Source organism: Streptococcus sp. 17.1, assembly GCF_016648655.1.
Lineage (GTDB): Bacteria > Bacillota > Bacilli > Lactobacillales > Streptococcaceae > Streptococcus > Streptococcus salivarius_E.
This window is the reverse complement of record NZ_JACLQM010000001.1, coordinates 310,558-335,827: the sequence shown is the minus strand read 5'-3', so window position 1 is coordinate 335,827 and position 25,270 is coordinate 310,558. Positions and strand designations below refer to the sequence as shown.

General features: G+C 38.7%; 19 protein-coding genes. 15 read left to right on the top strand and 4 right to left on the bottom strand.

The features are described 5' to 3' along the window. The first annotated feature begins 15 nt into the window (after positions 1-15). Positions 16-891 carry a DivIVA domain-containing protein gene (locus H7T99_RS01545; RefSeq protein WP_037600939.1) on the top strand — a complete coding sequence of 292 codons (876 nt, stop codon included), beginning with the start codon at positions 16-18 and terminating at the stop codon, positions 889-891. Between the two features lie 245 nt (positions 892-1,136). Next, positions 1,137-3,935: an isoleucine--tRNA ligase gene (ileS, locus tag H7T99_RS01540; protein ID WP_037600942.1), complete on the top strand. Its 2,799-nt coding sequence runs from the start codon at positions 1,137-1,139 to the stop codon at positions 3,933-3,935. Positions 3,936-4,026: 91 nt separating this feature from the next. On the opposite strand, the gene nrdF is transcribed toward ileS, so the two are convergent. The 3 genes from nrdF to nrdH form a co-directional block, all read right to left on the bottom strand. Next, positions 4,027-4,986 carry a class 1b ribonucleoside-diphosphate reductase subunit beta gene (gene nrdF / locus H7T99_RS01535; RefSeq protein WP_002890675.1) on the bottom strand — a complete coding sequence of 320 codons (960 nt, stop codon included), beginning with the start codon at positions 4,984-4,986 and terminating at the stop codon, positions 4,027-4,029. A 157-nt stretch (positions 4,987-5,143) separates the two neighbouring features. Then, the gene (gene nrdE / locus H7T99_RS01530) at positions 5,144-7,303 is read right to left on the bottom strand and encodes a class 1b ribonucleoside-diphosphate reductase subunit alpha (RefSeq protein WP_002890676.1); all 2,160 of its coding nucleotides are present in this window, start codon (positions 7,301-7,303) and stop codon (positions 5,144-5,146) included. A 90-nt stretch (positions 7,304-7,393) separates the two neighbouring features. Next, positions 7,394-7,618 (bottom strand): glutaredoxin-like protein NrdH, encoded by a 225-nt coding sequence (gene nrdH / locus H7T99_RS01525; protein WP_004182714.1) that lies wholly within the window; start codon positions 7,616-7,618, stop codon positions 7,394-7,396. A 333-nt stretch (positions 7,619-7,951) separates the two neighbouring features. On the opposite strand from nrdH, the gene acnA reads away from it, so the two are divergent. From acnA to H7T99_RS01480, 9 genes are all read left to right on the top strand, one after another. Next, positions 7,952-10,615, top strand: coding sequence for an aconitate hydratase AcnA (gene acnA, locus H7T99_RS01520; protein WP_037600946.1), 2,664 nt, complete (start codon positions 7,952-7,954; stop codon positions 10,613-10,615). A 1-nt stretch (position 10,616) separates the two neighbouring features. Then, a complete protein-coding gene (locus tag H7T99_RS01515) occupies positions 10,617-11,741 on the top strand; it encodes a citrate synthase (protein ID WP_002890679.1) in 1,125 nt (374 codons plus the stop codon). A 13-nt stretch (positions 11,742-11,754) separates the two neighbouring features. After that, positions 11,755-12,930 carry an NADP-dependent isocitrate dehydrogenase gene (gene icd / locus H7T99_RS01510; RefSeq protein WP_037600949.1) on the top strand — a complete coding sequence of 392 codons (1,176 nt, stop codon included), beginning with the start codon at positions 11,755-11,757 and terminating at the stop codon, positions 12,928-12,930. A gap of 261 nt (positions 12,931-13,191) precedes the next feature. Next, the gene (locus tag H7T99_RS01505) at positions 13,192-13,455 is read left to right on the top strand and encodes a phosphocarrier protein HPr (RefSeq protein WP_002884015.1); all 264 of its coding nucleotides are present in this window, start codon (positions 13,192-13,194) and stop codon (positions 13,453-13,455) included. 4 nt (positions 13,456-13,459) lie between these two features. Then, complete coding sequence (gene ptsP / locus H7T99_RS01500; RefSeq protein WP_037600952.1) at positions 13,460-15,193, top strand: phosphoenolpyruvate--protein phosphotransferase; 1,734 nt, start codon at positions 13,460-13,462, stop codon at positions 15,191-15,193. Between the two features lie 218 nt (positions 15,194-15,411). Then, the gene (locus tag H7T99_RS01495) at positions 15,412-16,845 is read left to right on the top strand and encodes an NADP-dependent glyceraldehyde-3-phosphate dehydrogenase (RefSeq protein ID WP_002890682.1); all 1,434 of its coding nucleotides are present in this window, start codon (positions 15,412-15,414) and stop codon (positions 16,843-16,845) included. A 115-nt stretch (positions 16,846-16,960) separates the two neighbouring features. Then, on the top strand, positions 16,961-17,788 hold the full coding sequence (locus tag H7T99_RS01490) for an alpha/beta hydrolase (protein WP_004182709.1): 828 nt from the start codon (positions 16,961-16,963) through the stop codon (positions 17,786-17,788). 46 nt (positions 17,789-17,834) lie between these two features. Next, positions 17,835-18,575: an esterase family protein gene (locus H7T99_RS01485; RefSeq protein WP_002884014.1), complete on the top strand. Its 741-nt coding sequence runs from the start codon at positions 17,835-17,837 to the stop codon at positions 18,573-18,575. Between the two features lie 46 nt (positions 18,576-18,621). Beyond that, positions 18,622-19,785 carry an ATP-grasp domain-containing protein gene (locus H7T99_RS01480; RefSeq protein ID WP_037600955.1) on the top strand — a complete coding sequence of 388 codons (1,164 nt, stop codon included), beginning with the start codon at positions 18,622-18,624 and terminating at the stop codon, positions 19,783-19,785. Between the two features lie 52 nt (positions 19,786-19,837). Here the strand turns inward: H7T99_RS01480 and H7T99_RS01475 are convergent, their stop codons facing one another. Then, positions 19,838-20,920, bottom strand: coding sequence for a DEAD/DEAH box helicase (locus H7T99_RS01475; RefSeq protein WP_037600958.1), 1,083 nt, complete (start codon positions 20,918-20,920; stop codon positions 19,838-19,840). A 91-nt stretch (positions 20,921-21,011) separates the two neighbouring features. Here H7T99_RS01475 and udk point away from each other — a divergent pair, with 91 nt between their 5' ends. The 4 genes from udk to H7T99_RS01455 all read left to right on the top strand — a co-directional run bounded on the left by udk (position 21,012) and on the right by H7T99_RS01455 (position 25,176). Further along, positions 21,012-21,647: a uridine kinase gene (gene udk / locus H7T99_RS01470; protein ID WP_037600961.1), complete on the top strand. Its 636-nt coding sequence runs from the start codon at positions 21,012-21,014 to the stop codon at positions 21,645-21,647. Between the two features lie 36 nt (positions 21,648-21,683). Next, a complete protein-coding gene (locus tag H7T99_RS01465; RefSeq protein ID WP_037600964.1) occupies positions 21,684-23,603 on the top strand; it encodes an ABC-F family ATP-binding cassette domain-containing protein in 1,920 nt (639 codons plus the stop codon). Between the two features lie 89 nt (positions 23,604-23,692). Beyond that, positions 23,693-23,953, top strand: a complete 261-nt coding sequence (locus H7T99_RS01460) for a YiaA/YiaB family inner membrane protein (RefSeq protein ID WP_002883990.1) — start codon at positions 23,693-23,695, stop codon at positions 23,951-23,953. A gap of 191 nt (positions 23,954-24,144) precedes the next feature. Then, a complete protein-coding gene (locus H7T99_RS01455) occupies positions 24,145-25,176 on the top strand; it encodes a hypothetical protein (RefSeq protein WP_037600513.1) in 1,032 nt (343 codons plus the stop codon). Positions 25,177-25,270 lie beyond the last annotated feature (94 nt).

Below are 25,270 nucleotides of genomic sequence, written 5' to 3'. Positions count from 1 at the left end.
TAAAGGAGGCCTGTAATGGCTATTACAGCACTTGATATTAAAGATAAACAGTTTACAACTAAATTTCGTGGATATAATGAGCAAGAAGTTGATGAATTTCTTGATATTATTGTAGATGATTATGAAGATTTGGTTCGTGATAATCGTGAACTTGCTGCTCGTGTAAAAGAGCTTGAAGAAAAATTGGCTTATTTTGATGAAATGAAAGAATCATTGAGTCAATCAGTTATTTTGGCTCAAGAAACAGCTGAAAAAGTTAAAGCTTCAGCGGCTGATGAATCAGCTAACTTGATTAATAAGGCTAACTTCAATGCTACTCATTTGGTTGAAGAAGCTAAATCTAAGGCATCTGAAATTCTTCGTGATGCAACAGATGAAGCCAAACGAGTTGCCATCGAAACAGAAGAACTTAAGCGTCAAAGTCGTGTCTTCCACCAACGCCTATTGGCTGCAGTTGAAGGTCAACTTAGCTTAGCAAGTGCTCCAGAATGGGGTGAATTGTTGCAACCAACAGCTATTTATCTTCAAAATTCAGATGCTGCCTTTAAAGAAGTTGTTGAAAAAGTTTTGGATGAGCATGTACCTGATTCAAATGACGCAGCTTCATTTGATGCAACTCGTCAATTCACTCCTGATGAAATGGCTGAACTTCAACGTCGCGTTGCTGAAAGTAATAAGCAAGTTGAAGATTTCTCTAGTCCAGAAGTTGATGAAACAAACGAAGTTGTCTCAACTCCAGTTGATTTTGGTATTCCAGATACTTTCGAGAGTGAAGTGGCAGATTTCCCAACTTCAGCACCAGTAGATGAAGATTTTGATTTGCAACCTGAGACAACAGGTGAAATTAATCTAAACGAAACACAAACGTTTAAATTGAATATTAGCGAATAAGAAAAATACAACTTACCAAGTATATTAACAGCGAGTGGGAGATGGTGTGAGTCCCACATTCCCTATTTGGATAGTTATCATTTTCAAGCATTCTAACTGAAATAAGTAAGTTAGAAGGATGGTCCTCCTTACGGACATATGAGGGAGCAAATTCTTTTGCTCTGAATTAAGGTGGTACCACGAGCTTTCGTCCTTTTTGATGAAGGCTCTTTTTATTTAGTAAATTAAATTAAAGAGGAGATATAATGAAACTCAAAGAAACCTTAAATCTAGGTAAGACAGCCTTTCCAATGCGAGCTGGACTTCCTAACAAAGAACCAATCTGGCAAAAAGAGTGGGAAGAAGCTAAGATGTATCAACGTCGTCAAGAGTTGAACCAAGGTAAACCTCACTTCACTCTTCATGATGGTCCTCCTTATGCCAATGGTAATATTCACGTTGGTCATGCGATGAATAAAATTTCTAAGGATATCATTGTGCGTTCAAAATCAATGTCTGGTTTCTATGCTCCTTACGTGCCTGGTTGGGATACGCATGGTCTTCCAATTGAACAAGTGTTGGCAAAACAAGGTGTGAAACGTAAAGAACTTAATCGTGCTGAATATCTTAAGATGTGTCGCGATTATGCACTTTCACAAGTTGACAAACAACGTGAAGATTTCAAACGTCTTGGTGTTTCGGCTGATTGGGATAACCCATATGTTACTTTGACACCAGATTATGAAGCAGCTCAGATTCGTGTCTTTGGTGAGATGGCTAAAAAAGGTTACATCTATCAAGGTGCAAAACCAGTTTATTGGTCATGGTCATCAGAATCAGCGCTTGCTGAAGCAGAAATTGAGTACCATGATTTGGTTTCAACTTCACTTTACTATGCCAATAAGGTTAAGGATGGTAAAGGAGTACTAGACACAGATACATATATCGTAGTTTGGACAACAACACCATTTACAGTAACAGCTTCACGTGGATTGACTGTTGGTGCTGATATCGAATACGTTCTCGTAAAACCTGCCGGAGAAGACCGCAAATTTGTTGTTGCTTCTGAATTACTTAATAGTCTTTCTGAGAAATTCGGTTGGACAGATGTGGAAGTACTTCAATCATACCGTGGTGAAGAATTAAATAAAATTGTGACTGAACACCCATGGGATACAGAAGTTGATGAGCTTGTTATTCTTGGTGACCACGTTACTACAGATTCAGGTACAGGTATCGTCCATACGGCTCCTGGTTTTGGTGAGGATGACTATAACGTAGGTATTGCTAATGGTCTTGAAGTTGCCGTAACCGTTAATGAGCGTGGTATCATGATGGGAAATGCTGGACCTGATTTTGAAGGTCAGTTCTACGATAAAGTGGCTCCAATTGTTATGGAAAAACTCGGCGATTTACTCCTTGCCAAAGAAGAAATCTCACACTCATACCCATTCGACTGGCGTACGAAGAAACCAATCATCTGGCGTGCAGTACCACAGTGGTTTGCATCTGTTTCTAAATTCCGTCAAGAGATTCTGGATGAGATTGAAAAAGTTAAATTCCATTCTGAGTGGGGTAAAGTTCGTCTCTACAACATGATTCGTGACCGTGGTGACTGGGTAATCTCTCGTCAGCGTGCTTGGGGTGTGCCACTCCCAATCTTCTATGCTGAAGATAAAACACCAATCATGACTGAAGAAACTATCGAACATGTGGCTAAACTTTTCGAAGAACACGGTTCAGTTATTTGGTGGGAACGTGATGCCAAAGATCTTCTTCCAGAAGGTTTTACACATCCTGGCTCACCAAACGGCGAGTTTACTAAAGAAACTGACATTATGGACGTATGGTTTGACTCAGGCTCATCATGGAACGGTGTTGTTGTTAACCGTCCTGAGTTAACTTATCCAGCTGACCTCTATCTCGAAGGTTCAGACCAATACCGTGGATGGTTTAATTCATCTCTTATTACATCTGTTGCCAATAATGGTGTTGCACCATATAAGCAACTCTTGTCTCAAGGTTTTGCGCTTGATGGTAAGGGTGAGAAGATGTCTAAATCGCTCGGTAACACAATTGCTCCTAGTGATGTTGAGAAACAATTTGGTGCTGAAATTCTTCGTCTTTGGGTAACAAGTGTTGATACAACTAATGACGTTCGTATCTCAATGGATATCCTTAGTCAAGTATCAGAATCTTATCGTAAGATTCGTAACACACTCCGTTTCTTGATTGCCAATACTTCTGACTTCAATCCAACAACTGATGCAGTAGCCTTTGAAGACTTGCGTTCTGTAGATCAGTACATGACTATTCGATTTAACCAATTAGTTAAGATTATTCGTGATGCCTATGCAAACTTTGAGTTCTTGACTATCTACAAAGCCTTGGTTAACTTTATTAACGTTGAGTTGTCTGCATTCTATCTTGATTTTGCCAAAGATGTGGTTTATATTGAGAGTGCGGAATCACTTGAACGTCGTCAAATGCAAACAGTCTTCTACGATATTCTTGTTAAGATTACAAAACTCTTGACTCCAATCCTTCCTCATACTGCAGAAGAAATTTGGTCATATCTTGAATTTGAAACAGAAGACTATGTTCAATTGTCAGAGTTGCCAGAAGCAGAATATTTTGTGGGCCAAGATGCACTTCTTGAAAGATGGAATGCCTTCATGGATTTCCGTGGCCAAGCTCAAAAAGCTTTGGAAGAAGCTCGTAATGAAAAAGTTATTGGTAAATCGCTTGAAGCTCATTTGACTATCTATCCTGATGATGAAGTCAAAGAACTTATTGAAGGTTTGAACACTAACCTTGCTCAACTTTTGATTGTTTCAGCATTGACTATTGCTGAAGGAGAAGCACCTGAATCTGCTGTAAGCTTTGAAGGCGTGGCATTCACAGTAGAACGTGCTACAGGTGATGTCTGTGACCGTTGTCGTCGTATCGATCCAACTACTAAAGAACGTAGCTACAACGCGACTATCTGTGATCACTGTGCTAGCATTGTTGAAGAAAACTTTGCTGAAGGTGTAGCAGAAGGTTTTGAAGTAAAAGCAAAATAAAATAAAAAGAGTTCACCGTGAACTCTTTTTTCTATTTGTTTTTCGAATATAGTATTGAACACAATAAAAAACTAGCTAAGCTAGTTTTTTATTATAGTCCGTAGTTATAATCATCGTCTTGCATGGCTTCGACAGTTCCTAGAAGGTAACCATTACCAACTTGAGAGAAGAAGTCGTGGTTAGATGTTCCTGTAGAAATACCATTCATAACGATTGGGTTAACATCGTTCGCACTATCTGGGAAGAGTGGATCTTGTCCCAGGTTCATAAGAGCCTTGTTGGCATTGTAACGAAGGAAAGTCATAACTTCCTCAGTCCATCCAACACCGTCATAAAGAGATTTAGTGTAGAGCTCTTCATTTTCATACAATTGATAGAGGAGATCATACATCCATTCACGGAAACTTTCTTGCTCTTCTTCAGGCAATTCGTTGAATCCAAGTTGGAATTTATAGCCAATATAGGTTCCGTGAACAGATTCGTCACGGATAATGAGCTTGATAATTTCAGCGACGTTAGCTAGCTTGTTATTACCAAGATAATAGAGTGGAGTGAAGAACCCTGAATAGAAAAGGAAAGTTTCAAGATATGTTGAAGCAACCTTTTTCTGAAGAGGCGTTCCATTTTCATAGATATCGTTAATGATTTTCGCCTTGGTTTGGAGGTATTTGTTACTGTTAGTCCACTCGAAAATTTCTTCAATTTCAGATTTAGTATTCAAAGTTGAGAAGATTGAAGAGTAAGATTTGGCGTGAACAGACTCCATGAACTGAATGTTGTTCAATACAGCTTCTTCATGAGGTGTACGGACGTCTGCACGAATGGCTTCAACACCCGTTTGAGATTGCATGGTATCTAGCAAGGTTAAACCACCGAAAACTTTTCCAACCAAATCCTTTTCTTCAGCTGAAAGTTTACGCCAGTCATCAAGGTCATTTGAAAGTGGGATACGTGTATCTAGCCAAAATTGTTCGGTCAATTTTTCCCAAGTAGATTTATCAATCGCATCTTCGATTTCATTCCAGTTAATGGCTTTGTAGTAAGTTTCCATTAGAAACCTCTTTCTTTATTGATATCGTTACTATTTTATCATAATTCAAAATCATGATATAGTTTTTTGAGTTGATCTATTAAAAAAGTCGGCGAACCGACCTTTTAATGCATTTTGTAAATAAGAGTAGTGAGGTTGTTATCGTTAAATCACCATCTTAGATGACACAGCTTTCACATTGGTTAGAACCAACCTCTTCACCGTCATCTGTATAAGTACGGATGTAGTAGATTGATTTAATTCCCTTGTTAAAGGCGTAGTTACGAAGGATAGAAAGGTCACGAGTCGTTTGTTTATTTTCTGTTTTCCATTCGTAAATTTCTTTTGGTAACTCACTACGCAAGAATAGGGTTAATGACAAACCTTGATCAACGTGTTCAGTTGCAGCGGCATAAACGTCGATAACTTTACGCATGTCCATGTCGTAGGCTGAAGTGTAGAAAGGAATTGTGTCTGTTGAAAGACCGTTGGCTGGATAGTAGATTTTTCCGATTTTCTTTTCTTGACGTTCTTCAATACGTTGTGTGATTGGATGGATAGAAGCAGAACAGTCATTAATATAAGAGATTGAGCCATTTGGTGCAACAGCCAAACGGTTTTGATGGTAGAGTCCATCTTTCTTAACGAGTTCACGTAGTTCTTCCCAATCTTTGGCTTGTGGGATGAAGTGACCATCGAAAAGTTCTTTGATACGGTCAGATTTAGGAACGTATTGGCCTGTAACGTATTTATCAAAGTAAGAACCATCAGCATATTTTGATTTTTCAAAACCGACAAAGGTTTCTTGACGTTCGCGGGCAATATTGTTAGATTCAACCAAAGTCCAGTAGTTCATAAGCATGAAGTAGATATTAGTGAATTCAACAGATTCGGGGCTACCATACTCGATATGGTGTTTAGCAAGGTAAGAGTGAAGCCCCATAGCTCCTAAACCAAAGGTATGAGCTTGTTGGTTACCATTTTTGATGGATGGTACAGCATCAATACTTGAACTATCTGTAACAAAGGTAAGTGCACGTGTCATAGCCTTAATCGAACGTCCGAAGTCAGGAGATGTCATCATGTTAAGGATATTAGTTGATCCAAGGTTACATGAAATATCTGTACCGAGTTTGACAAACTCTTGTGCATCGTTAAGTTCACTTGGTGTTTGAACTTGGAGAATTTCAGAACAGAGGTTGGACATGACGATCTTACCATCAATTGGGTTGTGTCGATTGGCTGTATCAACATTGACAATATATGGATAACCTGATTCTTGTTGGAGTTTAGAAATTTCAGTTTCTAGCTCACGTGCATTAATCTTGGTTTTTGTAATATTGGGATTGGCAACCAACTCATCATACATAGCTGTAATATCAATGTAGTTATATGGTTTACCATACTCTTTTTCGACTGAGTAAGGGCTGAAGAGGTACATATCTTCATTATTACGTGCCAACTCGTAGAATTTATCTGGAACTGTAACACCAAGTGATAGTGTCTTAACACGCACCTTCTCATCGGCATTCTCTTTCTTAGTAGAAAGGAAGGCAAGGATATCTGGGTGGAAAACATCCAGGTAAACAACACCAGCACCTTGACGTTGGCCAAGTTGGTTTGAGTAAGAGAAGCTATCTTCGAAAAGCTTCATAACAGGTACGACACCAGAGGCTGCCCCAGCATAACCTTTGATAGGAGCACCAGCTTCACGTAGGTTAGATAGGCTAATACCTACCCCACCACCAATACGTGATAACTGGAGGGCCGAGTTGATAGAACGTCCGATAGAATTCATGTCATCAGTTACTTGAATAAGGAAACATGACACGAGTTCACCACGACGGCTACGTCCAGCATTTAGAAATGAAGGAGTAGCAGGTTGGTAACGTTGATGAATCATTTCGTTAGCAAGGTCACTAGCAAGGTTTTCATCACCATCAGCAAAGTAAAGGGCGTTGAAAAGAACGCGATCTTCAATACTTTCGAGGTAAGACTCGCCATCGTTTGTTTTGAGAGCATATTGTTGGTAGAACTTGTAGGCTGCCATGAAAGATTGGAAGCGGAATTTTTGAGAATGAATTTCTGCAGACAACTTTTCGATGAAAGCAGGTTCGTATTTACCGATGAATTCAGACTCGATATAATCGTTCTCAATCAAATAATTAATTTTATCTGTGATGCTGTTGAATGCCATTGAATTTGGCTTAACGTTTTCAAGGAAGAAGGCACGAAGTGCTTCTTTGTCCTTATGCAAAGGAATTTGACCGTTAACAGGACGGTTAATTTCGTTGTTGAGGCGGAAGTATGAGACATCGCCAAGATTTTTTAAAGACATAATACAGATACCAGGCTCAGTTTAATAGTATATTAAGGTTAAAATATTAAACTAAGCAAACAAGTTCCTTTCTATTTAAAAACTTGATAATTAAAGGATTTCTTTAAGTTTAGTCGGTTGAAAACCTGAAAAGACGATATCGCCTGCTTCAATAACTGGAGCAGCAGTGAAACCAAGACTTTTTACGTAATCGATTTTTTCTGGTTGTTCATCAATGTTGATTTCTTCGAAATCAGCACCTTCCTTTTCCAAGAATTTTTTAGTCATTTTACACTGCATGCAGTTGTTTTTAGAAAACAATGTAATCTTTGCCATTGCAAATACTCCTTTATAAAAAGATTTTAAGTGGCCAAGAGAGCCACTTTTTCAACTCTAATAGAATACCCAAAATATTGGGAAAAATCAAGCTAAATATCTTAAGGAAATACAATATTTTGTGTTTAGTATTGAAACACAACCCTATATCTTGTGTTTCAAAGGCTTTTTTAAGTTCTCTAAATTGAATAGAATTTGTTTATGAAAATGGCTAAAAAAGAAATATCTCACTATAAATGTTATGTAATATAACATCAAAATGCCGATTCTATTTGTTTTTTCAAAAATAACAGTGTAGAATAAAGAAAATTTTTAACTAATGGAGGTTCAAGTATGCAAGAATACTGTTCAAATCTAACTGTAAATGGTAAGACATTCTCTTTCTATGATCTCGAAAAAGCAGCAAAATCTCATGATGTTAAGGTCGGAGAACTACCTTATAGCATTCGAATACTACTTGAAAGTCTCCTTCGAAAAAAAGATGGTGTCGATGTTAAGGAATCTCACATTTCTGATCTAATAAAATTTCCGAATTTTCCAACAGTTTCTGAAGTACCTTTTAAACCAAGTCGTGTTATCTTACAGGATTTTACAGGGGTTCCTGTTGTTGTTGATTTAGCTTCCATGCGTGATGCTATAGTGGCTAATGGTGGTAAAGCCGAATTTATTAATCCCGAGATTCCAGTAGATTTGGTCATCGACCACTCTGTCCAAGTTGATTCATATGGATGTGATACTGCTCTTGAAGATAATATCAATCTAGAGTTTAAACGTAATAACGAGCGCTATGAGTTTCTTAAGTGGGCCGAACAGTCTTTTGAAAATTACCGTGCTGTTCCACCAGCAACAGGTATTATTCATCAGGTTAATATTGAATTTTTGAGTGATGTCATTATTGAAAATGATGGGCTCCTATATCCTGACTCTATGTTTGGTACAGATAGTCACACGACTATGATTAATGGTATTGGCGTTCTTGGTTGGGGTGTTGGTGGAATTGAAGCTGAAGCAGCTATGCTAGGTGAAGCGTCTTATTTCCCAATTCCAGAGGTTATTGGTGTACATCTGACAGGAGAGCTGCCTAAAATTGCCACAGCAACAGATTTGGCTCTCAAGATTACTCAGGTGCTTCGTTCTGAAAATGTGGTTGGTAAATTTGTTGAGTATTTTGGACCTGGCTTGAAGAGTTTATCTCTAGCTGACCGTGCTACTGTCGCTAATATGGCACCGGAATATGGTGCGACTTGTGGTTATTTTCCTATTGATGACGAGACTCTTAACTACATGCGTTTAACTAATCGTGATGAGGAACATATCCAAGTCACTAAAGCCTATACAAAAGCCAATCATCTTTTCTATGATCCAAGTAAAGAAGCCAAGTATACTAAGATTGTTGAAGTCGATTTGTCATCTATTAAACCTTCTATCTCAGGTCCTAAACGTCCACAAGATTTGATTCTCTTATCTGATGCTAAGCAAGAATTTCAAGATGCAGTGGTACGTGAAGCAGGTGTCCGTGGTTTCGGTTTGGATAATGAAGAGTTAGCAAAAACTGCAAAAGTTGATTTTGAGGATCATTCAGAAACAATTCAAACAGGTCATGTTGCCATTGCAGCAATCACATCATGTACCAATACCTCAAATCCTTACGTTCTTATGGCAGCCGGTCTTTTAGCCAAAAAAGCGGTTGAGAAAGGATTAAAAGTATCTCCAACAGTCAAGACATCTTTGGCACCGGGTTCTAAGGTTGTTACTGGTTATCTCAAAGCTTCAGGCTTGCAAACCTATCTAGATAAGCTTGGCTTTAACTTGGTAGGTTATGGTTGCACAACTTGTATTGGTAACTCAGGAGATTTACGTCCTGAAGTGGCTAAGGCTATTGTAGACAATGATCTCTTAGCGAGTGCTGTGTTATCAGGAAATCGTAATTTTGAAGGGCGTATTAATCCACTTGTTAAAGCGAATTTCTTGGCTAGTCCACCATTGGTTGTTGCTTATGCCTTGGCTGGTAACACGAATATTGATTTGACAACTGAGCCTCTAGGCTTTGACGACAATGGTCAAGCTGTTTATTTAGAGGAGATTATGCCATCTCGTGATGACATTGAGACTTATGTTGATAAATACGTCACCCGTCAACTCTTCCAAGATGAATATGCCAGTGTCTTTTCTGATAGCGAGAAGTGGAATGCGATTCCTACTGAACAAAGTCAAAATTATAAATGGAATCAAAACTCTACCTATATTCAAAACCCACCTTACTTTGATGCTTTAGGAGATGATTTGAGTATTAAACCATTGAATGATTTGAAGGTTTTGGCTAAATTTGGAGATACGGTTACAACAGACCATATTTCTCCAGCGGGTAATATTGCCAGAAATAGTCCAGCAGCTCGTTATTTGACTGAGAATGGTGTTGATTATCAAGAATTTAATTCTTATGGTAGCCGTCGTGGAAATCACGAAGTCATGATGCGAGGAACTTTTGCTAATATTCGTATCAAGAATGAGCTAGCAGATGGAAAAATTGGTGGATATACTAAATATGATGGTGATATTCTACCTATATATAATGCTGCTATGAAATATAAAGAAGCTAATCAAGATACGCTTGTAATTGCTGGTAAGGATTATGGTATGGGCTCTAGTCGTGACTGGGCTGCTAAAGGTGCAAATCTCCTTGGTGTAAAAGTAGTGCTTGCTGAGAGTTTTGAGCGTATTCACCGTTCAAATCTAGTTATGATGGGAATTTTACCAGTACAATTTATGGAAGGGGAAAATGCTGAAAGTCTTGGATTGACAGGACATGAGACCTTTAGCTTTGATCTTTCAGAAAAACCAGGTGTTCATGATGTTATCACTGTTACAGCTTCAACACCTGAACAAACCAAAACCTTTAAAGCCTTGGTACGCTTCGATGCAGATGCTGATATTCGCTACTATAAAAATGGTGGTATCTTACCAATGGTTGTAAGAAAAAAATTGAAGGGAGCCTAATATGACAACAGTTGAAATTAATGGACTTAAGGATATGATTGCCTGTAATACTAGGATTTCATCTATTATTGATGACCATTTATCCTATGCAGGATATGATATTTCCGAGTTTATGGAAAATAAAGCGTCTTTTGAGGAAGTGATTTATCTCTTATGGAATGGCCATCTTCCTACGCAAATGGAACTCAAGTATTTTGAAGCTGAGTTGCGTAAGAACTATGACATTTCAGATGCTGTAGAACAATGTATTCTTATCCAATCTCGTCCACATTTGCACCCAATGAGTGTTTTACGTTCAACAGTTTCACTTCTTGGGGTATACAATGTGGATGCTGAGGAGAAATCCATGGAAGCCGTTTATCAGCAAAGTATTGAATTGATGGCTAAATTGCCAACAATTATTACGACTTTTGCACGCTTACGCACTGGTAAAATGCCCCTCAAACCAAGAGAAGATTTAGGTTTTGCTGCTAATTTTCTTTACATGCTGAATGGTGTTGAACCTTCTGAAATTGAAGTTGAGGCTATGAATAAGGCCTTAATTTTACATGCTGATCATGAGTTGAATGCTTCAACTTTTGCAGCGCGTGTTTGTGCTTCGACTCTGACAGATATTTATTCTTGTGTTACAACAGCTATTGGTGCTCTAAAAGGTCCTCTGCATGGTGGGGCTAATGAACGCGTCTTTGATATGCTTAAAGAAATCCGCGAATCAGGTGATGTTTATGCTTACTTGCAGGAAAAACTTGACTCTAAAGAGAAAATCATGGGATTTGGGCACCGTGTATACAAGAAACAGGATCCTCGTGAAATTTTCTTAAGAGATATGGCTAAAAAGTTGACAGAGGGTACCGAGAATGAAGAATTCTTTAATATGTCTCAAGAAATTGAAGAGTTCATGAAAGATAAGAAGGGATTAATTCCCAATGTAGACTTCTATTCAGCCACCGTATACCATACTCTAGGAATTGACAGCGATATCTTCACACTTATCTTTGCAATGAGTCGTGTTGCCGGCTGGATTGCTCATATTCAAGAGCAGCAAAAAAATAACAAATTGATTCGTCCTCGCTCACAGTATATTGGACAAGAAAATATGACCTATATTCCTTTAGAAAAACGCTAGGGAGGAAAGCTATATGGCAGAAAAAATCGTAATGACAAATGGACAACTTCAAGTTTCTGATAGTCCAATTATCCCTTTTATTGAAGGGGATGGTGTTGGACATGATATCTGGAAGAATGCCCAAGCAATCTTTGATAAAGCAGTAGAAGTAGCCTATGAAGGAAAGCGTCATATTGAGTGGCAAGAGCTCCTAGCTGGTAAGAAGGCTTATGATAAAACAGGAGAATGGTTGCCGAAAAAAACATTGGAGACTATTCGAGAAAGTTTAGTTGCTATTAAGGGTCCGCTTGAGACGCCAGTAGGTGGAGGGATTCGTTCTTTAAATGTAGCTTTACGTCAAGAACTTGATCTCTACGCTTGTGTTAGACCGGTTCGTTACTTTGAAGGAGTAGCAAGTCCGCTTAAGGAACCAGAAAAAACGAATATTACTATTTTTCGTGAAAATACTGAAGATATTTATGCGGGAATTGAATGGGAAGCGGGAACAGCAGATGTTAAGCGCGTGATTGAGTTTCTCCAAACAGAAATGAATGTTAGTAAAATTCGCTTCCCAGAATCAAGTAGCATCGGAATCAAGCCGATTTCAATAGAAGGAAGTAAACGTCTCATTCGCTCGGCTATTGACTATGCTCTCAAGAACAATCTAAAAAAAGTGACCTTGGTTCATAAGGGGAATATTCAAAAATTTACAGAAGGTGGCTTCCGTAAATGGGGTTATGAAGTGGCTCAGGAAGAATATAAAGAAGAATTGCTGACTGGTCGTTTAGAGATTAATGATATAATCGCGGATAACTTTCTACAACAGATTCTTTTAAATCCAGAAAAATTTGATGTTGTTGCCTTAACCAACTTGAATGGTGATTATGCCAGTGACGCCTTAGCTGCACAAGTTGGCGGTATCGGCATTTCCCCTGGAGCCAACATTAACTATCAAACAGGCCATGCTATTTTTGAAGCAACACATGGAACAGCTCCGGATATCGCAGATCAAGATAAGGCTAATCCTTGCTCAGTTCTATTATCTGGCTGCATGCTTCTAGATTATATTGGTTGGACTGAGGCAGCTCAACTGATTACAAGTACTATTGAAAAGACATTTAAAGCTGATATCTTTACAGCTGACTTAGCATTTGGAAAACAAGCTTATTCAACGAGTGCCTTTAGCAATCAAATTCTTTCAATTATGTGATTGTTTTTGCTCGAAAATGAAAATTAACGATTGAAAACACCATGAAAGAAATTTTCTGAAAATGTTGTAAATAACTAGAGACTAGTATTTGCTTATGTTTTAAAAAATGAAAATGAGCAGTAAAATGAGAGACAGGCTTTTGAAAAACTTGTAGAAAGTACGTTTTAACCTTGATAATCTCAATTAGCTATGTTATAATTCTAAATTGTAAGGGTTATCATTGATAACTCAAATATTCCAAACTAAGAAGGAGAATCCATTATGGCTTCTAAAGATTTCCACATTGTTGCAGAAACAGGTATCCACGCACGTCCAGCTACTTTGCTTGTTCAAACAGCTAGCAAATTTGCTTCAGATATCACTCTTGACTACAAAGGTAAAGCAGTTAACCTTAAATCAATCATGGGTGTTATGAGCCTTGGTGTTGGTCAAGGTGCTGACGTAACTATCTCTGCAGAAGGTGCTGATGCTGATGATGCAATCGCAGCAATCGCAGAAACAATGACAAAAGAAGGATTGGCATAAGAATATGACAGAAATGCTAAAAGGAATCGCAGCATCTGATGGTGTTGCAGTTGCTAAGGCATATCTGCTTGTTCAACCGGACTTGTCATTTGAAACTGTAACAGTTGAAGATACAAGTGCAGAAGAGGCTCGTCTAGATGCTGCTCTAGCGGCGTCACAAGACGAGCTTTCTGTTATCCGTGAAAAAGCAGTTGAAAGCCTTGGTGAAGAAGCGGCAGCCGTTTTTGACGCTCACTTGATGGTTCTTGCTGACCCAGAAATGACTGGTCAAATTAAAGAAACTATCCGTGCTAAACAAGTTAATGCTGAAGCTGCTTTGACAGAAGTAACAGACATGTTTATCGCTATTTTTGAAGGTATGGAAGACAACCCATACATGCAAGAACGTGCAGCGGATATTCGTGACGTTACAAAACGTGTGCTTGCTAACTTGCTTGGTAAGAAATTGCCTAACCCAGCAACAATCAACGAAGAATCAATCGTTGTTGCTCATGACTTGACACCATCTGATACAGCTCAGTTGAACAAAAAGTACGTAAAAGCCTTTGTTACTAACATCGGTGGACGTACAAGTCACTCAGCTATCATGGCGCGTACACTTGAAATCGCAGCCGTTCTTGGAACAAATAACATCACAGAACTTGTCAAAGATGGTGATGTTTTGGCTGTTTCAGGTATTACTGGCGAAGTTGTTATCAACCCAACTGAAGAGCAAATTGCTGAGTTCAAAGCAGCTGGTGAAGCTTACGCTAAACAAAAAGCTGAATGGGCTCTCCTTAAAGATGCTCAAACAGTTACTGCTGATGGAAAACATTTCGAATTGGCTGCTAACATCGGTACACCTAAAGACGTTGAAGGTGTAAATGATAACGGTGCAGAAGCTGTTGGTCTCTATCGTACAGAATTCTTGTATATGGATTCTCAAGATTTCCCAACTGAAGATGACCAATATGAAGCATACAAAGCAGTTCTTGAAGGTATGAACGGTAAACCTGTTGTCGTTCGTACAATGGATATCGGTGGGGATAAAGAACTCCCTTACTTCGATCTTCCTAAAGAAATGAACCCATTCTTGGGTTACCGTGCTTTGCGTATTTCTATCTCTGAAACTGGTAATCAAATGTTCCGTACACAATTGCGTGCATTGCTTCGTGCATCTGTTCACGGTAAATTGCGTATCATGTTCCCAATGGTTGCTTTGTTGACGGAGTTCCGTACTGCTAAAGGTATTCTTGAAGAAGAAAAAGCTAAATTGGTTGCTGAAGGTGTTGCCGTTGCAGACGATATCGAAGTAGGTATCATGATTGAAATCCCAGCTGCAGCTATGCTTGCTGACCAATTTGCTAAGGAAGTTGATTTCTTCTCAATCGGTACAAACGACCTTATCCAATACACAATGGCTGCTGACCGTATGAACGAACAAGTTTCATACCTTTACCAACCGTATAACCCATCAATCCTTCGTTTGATTAACAATGTTATCAAAGCGGCTCATGCTGAAGGTAAATGGGCTGGTATGTGTGGTGAAATGGCCGGTGACCAAACTTCTGTTCCACTTCTTGTTGGAATGGGCTTGGATGAGTTCTCAATGTCAGCGACATCTGTTCTTCGTACACGTAGCTTGATGAAGAAACTTGACACAGCTAAAATGGAAGAATACGCTAACCGTGCTCTTACTGAATGTGCAACAATGGAAGAAGTTCTTGAACTTTCAAAAGAATACGTTAACGTAGACTAATCATAAAAAGTGGAGGCTTAGGCTTTCACTTTTTTTATATCTAAACGGAGACAAAATAATTGACTCATTCTTTAGTTAGGAGTAGAATACGGCTAACCTAGGTTAATAATTTTAACTATTTTTTGTCAAAATTTTCTGAATAATTCTCGTTTAAATCTTGGAATATTTCTAAAAAAATGATAAAATAGGTCTTATAATAGATAAAAGGAGTTACTATCTTGGCTAAACAATACAAAAACTATGTCAATGGTGAGTGGAAAACATCTGAAAACGAAATTACTATCTATGCACCTGCAAACGGTGAGGAACTTGGATCAGTTCCAGCAATGAGTCAAGCTGAAGTAGACGAAGTCTACGCAGCAGCTAAAGCAGCACTCCCAGCATGGCGTGCGCTTTCATATGCTGAACGTGCAGCATACCTTCATAAAGCAGCAGATATCTTGGAACGTGATGCAGAAAAGATCGGTCAAGTTCTTTCTAAAGAAATCTCTAAAGGTTTGAAATCAGCAATCGGTGAAGTTGTTCGTACTGCTGAAATCATCCACTATGCAGCTGAAGAAGGTTTGCGTTTAGAAGGTGAAGTACTTGAAGGTGGTGCCTTTGACGCTGGTAGCAAGAAAAAAATCGCTGTTGTTCGTCGCGAACCAGTAGGTCTTGTCCTTGCTATTTCACCATTTAACTATCCAGTAAACTTGGCTGGTTCTAAAATTGCTCCTGCCTTGATTGCTGGTGACGTTGTTGCCTTCAAACCACCAACACAAGGTTCTATCTCAGGTCTTCTTTTGGTTGAAGCATTTGTTGAAGCTGGTATCCCTGCAGGTGTCTTGAACTCTATCACAGGTCGTGGTTCTGTTATCGGTGACTACATCGTTGAACACAAAGCAGTTGATTTCATCAACTTCACAGGTTCAACACCAGTTGGTGAAAACATCGGTCGTTTGGCAGCTATGCGTCCAATCATGCTTGAACTTGGTGGTAAAGATGCCGCTATCGTTCTTGAAGATGCTGATCTTGACTTGACTGCTAAAAACATTGTTGCTGGTGCCTTTGACTATTCAGGTCAACGTTGTACAGCTATCAAACGTGTCCTTGTAATGGATAGCGTTGCAGATGAATTGGTAGAAAAAGTAACTGCTTTGGTAGGTAATATCACTGTTGGTATGCCTGAAGAAAGCGCAAGCGTTACACCGCTTATCGATACAAAAGCTGCTGATTTCGTTCAAGGTTTGATTGATGATGCCGTTGAACAAGGTGCTACTGCTAAAACTGAATTGAAACGTGAAGGTAACCTTATTTACCCAGCAGTCTTTGACCATGTAACAACTGATATGCGTCTTGCTTGGGAAGAACCATTTGGTCCAGTATTGCCATTCATCCGTGTATCTTCAGTTGAAGAAGCAATCAAGATTTCTAACGAATCTGAATTTGGACTTCAAGGTGCTGTCTTCACACAAGACTACCCACGTGCATTTGCAATTGCTGAACAACTTGAAGTTGGTACAGTTCACATCAACAACAAAACACAACGTGGTACAGATAACTTCCCATTCCTTGGTGTTAAAGGATCTGGTGCCGGAACTCAAGGTGTGAAATACTCTATCGAAGCTATGACTCGTGTGAAATCAACAGTATTTGATATCGCAAACTACTAAGAGTGTAGCTATTCAATCATTAAAAAAGTGTAAAGAGTCCCAATAATAGGGGCTCTTTTTCTTTTAAAATATGGTATAATAGAACTAAATTTCGAATATAGAGAGTTTTCTGACAATGAATAAATCTTATTTTTACTTGGTTATGAAGACGCATGAGTTAGAGGTACCATACACTGGTCAACTTCGTCGTGTGCGTGTTCTTCTACCTAAGAACTATGAAACGGATACAGATCGTTCTTACCCTGTCGTGTATTTCCATGATGGTCAGAATGTTCTTTATAGTAAGGAGTCGTTTTCTGGCTATTCTTGGAAGATTATCCCAACAATCAAGCGTAATCCTGATATTTCGCGCATGATTGTTGTAGCCATTGATAATGATGGTCCTGGCCGTATGAATGAGTATTCAGCGTGGAAGTACCAAGAATCTAATATCCCTGGTGTCCAGTTCGGAGGTAAGGGTGTAGAGTATGCAGAGTTTGTCATGGATGTGGTTAAACCCTTTATTGATAAGGAATACCGTACTCTCTCTGACCGTCAGCATACAGCTATGATTGGTTCATCTCTCGGTGGTAATATCACTCAGTTTATGGGGCTTGATTATAAGGAGCAGATTGGTTGTCTAGGGGTATTTTCTTCAGCTAACTGGCTGCATCAGGATGCTTTTGATCGTTACATGTCGCGTCAAAAGCTCGATTCAGATCAACGTGTCTACATATATGTAGGAACTGAGGAAGCTGATGATACTGACAAGACCTTGATGGCTGGTAATATTAAGCAGGCTTATATAGACTCTTCATTGAGCTATTATCATGATTTGATTGCTCGTGGGGTTGATTTGGAAAATATCAAGATTCACATTCAATCTGGTGCTGAACACAATGAAGAAGCTTGGGCTGAGAATTTACCAGACTGTCTTCGCTTTTTCGCTGAAAAATGGGACTAGTCTTTATTAATGCAAATTAATTTTATTTAGGAAAAGGAATATAAATATGAATATCGAACATCTTAGCCACTGGAGTGGTCAACTTAACCGTGAAATGTATGTTAACCGTTATGGGCACGCTGGTATCCCTGTTGTGGTTTTTGCCTCATCAGGTGGTAGCCATAACGAATACTATGACTTTGGTATGATTGATGCTTGTGCACGTTTTATCGAAGAAGGACGCGTACAATTCTTTACACTTTCAAGTGTTGATAGTGAAAGCTGGCTTTGTGATTGGAAAAACCCACATGATCGTGCTGAAATGCATCGCGCTTATGAACGTTATGTTATTGAAGAAGCTATTCCATTTATCAAACACAAAACTGGTTGGTTTGATCCAATGATGACAACAGGTTGTTCAATGGGGGCATACCATGCGCTTAATTTCTTCTTGCAACACCCTGATGTTTTCAATAAAGTAGTAGCCCTTAGTGGTGTCTACGATGCTCGTTTCTTTGTGGGTGAGTTTGGAGGGGACGAAGCTATTTACCAAAATTCCCCATCAGATTATATCTGGAACCAAAATGATGGTTGGTTTATCGACCGCTACCGTCAAGCTGAGATCATCGTATGTACAGGTCTTGGTGCTTGGGAACAAGATGGTCTTCCATCTTACTATAAACTCAAGGAAGCCTTTGAACAAAAGAATATTCCAGCTTGGTTCTCTGAGTGGGGTCATGATGTCGCTCACGATTGGGAATGGTGGCGTAAACAAATGCCTTATTTCCTTGACAATATGAACCTATAATTTCTTTGTCCATCCTATCTAAATAACTATAAAAGAGGAATTACTAATGAATTATCTTGTTATTTCACCATACTATCCACAAAACTTCCAACAGTTTACAGTTGAACTTGCTAATAAGGGCATCACTGTTCTTGGTATTGGTCAAGAGCCTTATGAACAATTGGATCAACCTTTGAAAGAGGCTTTGACTGAGTACTTCCGTGTAGACAATCTGGAAAACTTGGATGAAGTTAAACGTGCGGTAGCCTTTCTTTTCTATAAACACGGATCAATTGACCGAATCGAATCTCATAACGAATACTGGTTGGAATTGGATGCTGCTCTTCGTGAACAGTTCAATGTTTTTGGTGCTAAGCCAGAAGATCTTAAGAAGACTAAATTTAAGTCTGAAATGAAAAAACTCTTCCAAAAAGCTGGAGTTCCAGTTGTACCTGGTGCTGTCATTAAAACTGATGAAGATGTGGATAAAGCTGTGAAAGAAATCGGTCTTCCAATGATTGCTAAGCCAGATAATGGGGTTGGTGCAGCTGCAACCTTCAAACTTGAAACAGAAGATGATATCAATCACTTTAAGGCTGAGTGGGATCATGAAACAGTTTATTTCTTTGAAAAATTTGTAACTTCAAGCGAAATCTGTACTTTCGATGGTTTGATTGATCATGATGGTAATATTGTCTTCTCGACAACTTTTGATTATGCCCACACACCACTTGACTTGATGATTTACAAGATGGATAATTCTTACTACGTTCTTAAGGAAATGGATCCTAAGTTACGTAAGTATGGTGAGGCAATTGTCAAAGAATTTGGTATGAAGGAACGTTTCTTCCATATTGAGTTCTTCCGTGATGGTGACGATTATATTGCTATTGAATATAACAACCGTCCAGCAGGTGGTTTCACAATCGACGTGTATAACTATGCTCACTCTTTCGATTTGTACAAGGGGTATGCGGATATCGTTGCTGGCGAACCATTCCCAGCTTCTCAGTTTGAGCCACTTTACTGTTTGGCGACTTCACGTCGTGCAAGCTCTCACTATGCTTATTCAGAAGAAGAACTTTTTGATAAGTATCGTGAACAACTTAAAGTTAAGAAAATCATGCCTGCAGCCTTTGCAGAGTTGCAAGGTGACTTCCTCTATATGTTGACAACTCCAAGTCGTGAGGAAATGGAACAAATGATTGAGGACTTTGGTAAAAAAGCCTAGTCTGTATATGTTAAAAGCACTTCAGAGTAAACTGAAGTGCTTTTGTAATGCCTTATTTTTCGTGAAGTTCTTGATTTTTAAGAACCAGTTCTGAAACTTTGGCGAATTTTTTAAGTTTTTTGAGGTCTTCTGGATGGGTTACAAAGCTAATGACGCTGCCTTCATTTCCCATACGACCAGTACGTCCTGCACGGTGAGTATAGGCTTCGCGATCTCGAGGAATATCGAAGTTGATGACTACCTCTAGATTTTCAATATCGATGCCGCGTGCCAAGAGGTCAGTACCTAGTAAGAGTGAAATCTCATGATTCTTGAATTTTTCCAAGATAACTTTACGGAATTTGACGTTGATGTCACTAGCTAATGATACCGCTGAAGCCCCGTTAAATTGGAGGCGTTCTTCAGTAGCCCCAAGGTCAGATAGACTGTTAAAAAAGACAAGACTACGGAAGTCAGGTATATTGGAGAACTTACGGAGAAGTTCGACACGGTTGCGTTTATCAACACTGATAAAATAATGTTTGATGGTGTCAAGTTCTTGATCAGATAGGTCATAAACGATGGTATTTTCGACAAGATTTTGATCATCAATTTTGTTGGTTGCCGAAATATAGATCATTTGATGGTCACGAGGAACATGGTGGCTGATTTTTGTCACAAAGTGGTATTGGCTATCACTGAGAAGCTCATCAAATTCATCTAGGACGATGGTGTTGACATTCATCATCTTGATCTTTTTGAGTTTAATCAGCTCAAAGACACGGCCAGGTGTTCCGATGAGAATTTCCGGTCCTTTCTTCAGGCGTTCAATTTGTCTCTTTTGACTAGAGCCAGAAAGGAAGAGTTGGGCAGTGAGTCCTAGTGGCTCAGCCCATTGTTTGGTCACATCAAAAATCTGTCCAGCAAGCTCTGAATTGGGTGCTAGGATAAGCAATTGCTGAGATTTTTTGGGCTTGAGTGAGAGGAGCAATGGGAGAAGGTAGGCTAGAGTCTTACCTGTTCCTGTAGGACTGATACCTAGGATATTGTCTCCTTCAGTGATTGGTGCAAAGAGTTCTTTTTGAATGGCAGTCTCTGTAGTGATTCCTTTTTCTTTAAGGAGGTCTTGCCATTGTTCAGGAAAGTTTTTAAACATAAAAGTCTCATTTTCTATATGGATTTGCTTTTATTATATCATGATTTAGTGTAGAATAAATAAGAAAGACTATATTAGATAGGAATTTACCATGCCTAAAAAACCGATTATTATTGGGGTTACGGGTGGCTCTGGTGGAGGTAAGACCAGTGTTTCTCGTGCCATTCTATCAAATTTTCCAGATGAGAAAATTGCTATGATTGAGCATGATTCTTATTATAAGGATCAGTCACATTTGACTTTTGAAGAGCGTGTATCAACTAACTACGACCATCCCTTTGCCTTCGATACAGATCTTATGATTGAACACATCAATGAGCTGATTGCTGGGCGTCCAGTGGATATTCCGATTTATGACTACACCCAACACACTCGTAGTGAAAAGACTTATCGTCAGGAACCACAGGACGTCTTCATTGTTGAAGGGATTTTGGTACTTGAGGATAAACGCTTGCGTGATTTGATGGATATCAAGCTTTTTGTAGATACTGATGATGACATTCGTATTATCCGTCGTATCAAGCGTGACATGGAAGAGCGTGGCCGTAGCTTGGATAGTATTATTGAGCAATATATCAGTGTGGTTAAACCTATGTACCACCAGTTTATCGAACCTACGAAACGCTACGCAGATGTGGTGATTCCTGAAGGTGTCACAAATACTGTTGCTATCGATTTGATTAATACTAAGGTAGCAAGCATTTTGAAAGAAAGTCAGAAAGTCTAAGCAGGAGCTTGGCTTTTTTGGTATAATTGAAACGTTATGATTATTTTACAAGGAAACAAGATTGAGCGCTCTTTCTCAGGGGATGTGCTCTTTGATAATATTAATATTCAGGTAGATGAACGCGATCGTATTGCCCTTGTTGGACGTAACGGTGCTGGGAAATCAACCCTATTGAAAATTTTGGTTGGAGAGGAAGCGCCGACAAGTGGTGAAATCAACACAAAACGTGATTTGAATTTGTCTTACTTAGCTCAGGATAGTCGCTTTGAGTCTAGCAATACCATCTATGCGGAAATGTTAAATGTTTTTGCAGGTCTTCGTGCAGACGAAAAACGCCTTCGTGACATGGAAATGAAGATGGCTGAGTTAACTGGGTCAGACTTGGACAAGTTAATGACTGACTACGATCGCCTTTCTGAGGATTTCAGACAGCGAGGTGGTTTTACCTATGAATCTGATATCAGAGCCATTCTCAATGGTTTTAAGTTTGATGAAAGCATGTGGGAGATGCCTATTTCAGATCTTTCTGGAGGGCAAAACACGCGCTTAGCTTTGGCGAAAATGCTGCTTGAGAAGCCTGAACTCTTGGTACTGGATGAACCGACTAACCACTTGGATATCGAAACCATTGCCTGGTTGGAGAATTACCTGGTCAATTATCAGGGAGCTCTAGTCATTGTCAGTCACGACCGTTATTTTTTGGATAAGGTGGCGACAGTAACCCTGGATTTGACCAAACATAGTTTAGATCGTTATGTCGGAAACTATTCAAAATTCATGGACCTTAAGGCTGAAAAGTTGGCCACTGAAGCAAAGAACTTCGAAAAACAACAAAAGGAAATAGCTAAGTTGGAGGACTTTGTTAATCGTAATATTGTCCGTGCTTCTACAACTAAGCGTGCTCAAGCCCGTCGTAAACAGCTAGAGAAAATGGAACGTCTGGATAAGCCAACAGAAGGCCAGAAGTCAGCTAATATGACTTTTCATGCGGATAAGGTCTCTGGGAATGTGGTCTTGACAGTTAAGGATGCTGCTATCGGTTATGACGATGAGATTCTCTCAGAGCCTATTTCCCTGGATGTTAAGAAGATGGATGCCATTGCCATCGTTGGTCCAAATGGTATCGGGAAAACAACCTTTATCAAGTCGGTAGTGGGTAAATTGCCTTTTATCAAGGGAACGTCAACCTATGGTGCTAATGTTGAAGTGGGGTATTATGATCAAACCCAATCTGCCTTGACACCGTCGAACACAGTCCTTGATGAGTTGTGGAATGATTTTGCGACAACTCCTGAAGTTGAGATTCGTAACCGTCTGGGAGCCTTTCTCTTCTCAGGTGATGATGTCAAAAAGTCGGTTTCCATGCTTTCTGGTGGTGAGAAAGCTCGTCTGCTCCTAGCTAAATTATCAATGGAAAACAACAACTTCCTCATCCTAGATGAGCCGACCAACCACTTGGACATTGATAGTAAGGAAGTCTTGGAAAATGCCCTCATTGACTTTGATGGAACGCTTCTCTTTGTCAGCCATGACCGTTACTTTATCAACCGTGTGGCAACCAAAGTGATGGAAATTTCTGAGGATGGGGCAACTATTTACCTTGGAGATTATGATTACTACCTTGAGAAAAAGGCGGAGCTTGAAGAGTTAGCACGTCTTGAAGCAGAGGAAAATCAAGTATCAGAGGAAGTCCAAGTAGCTTCAGCGGGTGCTAGTGATTATCAAGCTCAAAAAGCCAATCAAAAAGAGATGCGTAAATTAAGCCGACGCATTGAGCAAATTGAAAATGAGTTAGAGACGATTGAAGAACGATTGGAGGAAATCTCTGCTGCCATGCTTGAAACAAATGACGTGGCAGAATTGTCTGACTTACAGAAAGAGCTGGATGACTTATCAGTCAATCAAGAAGCTCTGATGGAAGAGTGGAGTGCCCTATCAGAACAATTGGAAGGTTAAGGGATGATGAGAACCTTTTCATGTTTTGAGCTGTGAAAGGCTTACATTGTTGGTATAATAGTCTTAGTATATAAAAGGAGACTAACTTTATGAACAAAGTAAAGAAAAAAGTGTATCGTAACACAACATCTTTCAACATGATGGCATGGGGATCATTTGCCTTCTTCGTAATCTTGATGTTGGTAGGCCTCTATACCCTTAAAGAGCCTTTGATGGTTAAGGGTTACTACCTCATGGGATGTGTTGGTTTGATTTCATCTTCATTTACAGTATCTAAGGTTGTCCGTGATAACCAAGAAGATGAAGAAAACTATAATAAGCTCATCGCTCAACAAACTTTCGAACAATAAGAGGAGAAGCCTGAAAAGGCTTTTTCTTTTTGTCAAACTCTAATTTATTATTTGATACATACTTTACTCAAATAATAAAAAGTCCTTAAATAAGCAAAATATTAAAATTAAATAAAAATTAAAGAATACGTTGACACTTTATTTCTTTTAAAATATACTGATGATATCAAATTAATTTGGAGTTTAATATAATGAAATTACGTAGTATGACTTTTCTATCATTACTTATAATTTTTTCGATAGCAGTGGCGCATGTTAATGCAGATTCGAAAGTTGAAAATGAAGTAAAGACTCCTATATCTTCTAAAAACTTAGATGAAGAGTATTATGATGATTTAGTGACTGATTTTAAAAAAGCAGGATTTACAGATGTTGTAGTCAAGAAAGATGAAGATCTTATTTTTGGATTTGTACATTTCGATGGAGAAGTAGAAGAAGTTCAAGTAGGAAAGACTACGAATTTTAAAAAGGGAGCATCTTTTTCAAAGAATGACAAAGTTACTATAACTTATCATACATATTCAAATAGAGATCAGAAAATTCTAAAATTGGAACTCGATAGAGAGTTTACGGCTGATGAAAATGGCAATGTTGAGGTTAATGGTATTACAGAAAAGGGAACACAAATATCATCTTCAGATGAACAGAGTATAGATGCAAAAGACGATGGTAAATTCAGTATGTCATTTAAACTGAAAGATAAGAATGATTCTAAAATTAGACTTGATTTAAAAAATGGTAAAAAGAATCGAGTTAAATACATAACATTACATCAGAATAAAAAGGTAATTGAAAGAATTGAATCTTCTGAAGAAGCTAGTGCATCATCAAGCATAGCAGCATCAGAAAATGCAGCTAGAGAAAAACAGAAGATAGATGATTATAATAAAAATCATATTGCATATAAGATTGATTTTTATGATTATAAAAAGTTTTATGTTTTAGATACCCAAAATCATCAAATTTTTGAGATAACAAAATATGATAATGAAGAGAGTGCAGTAGTCACTACTGCTTCTTATACAGGAGATATGAATACAGCGATTGATTTTACATTTGATTTTGGTGAAGGTGGTAGCTACTCAATGCATGCATACAATAAGTACAATGGTTTACCTAAATCTGGTGCAATTTTTACAGGTGTAAATGACGGAATTAGTAATAAAGCTAGCTATTTGGAAGACTCTTATGGTATTGCAAAAAAATATTTAGGTATTGAGTGATAAACAATTCTCATACTAGAAAAAAAGTATAATTTAGCCTTAAGTGATTTATCAATCGTGGCAATAAATACAAATAAATTCTTCAAGAAGTAAT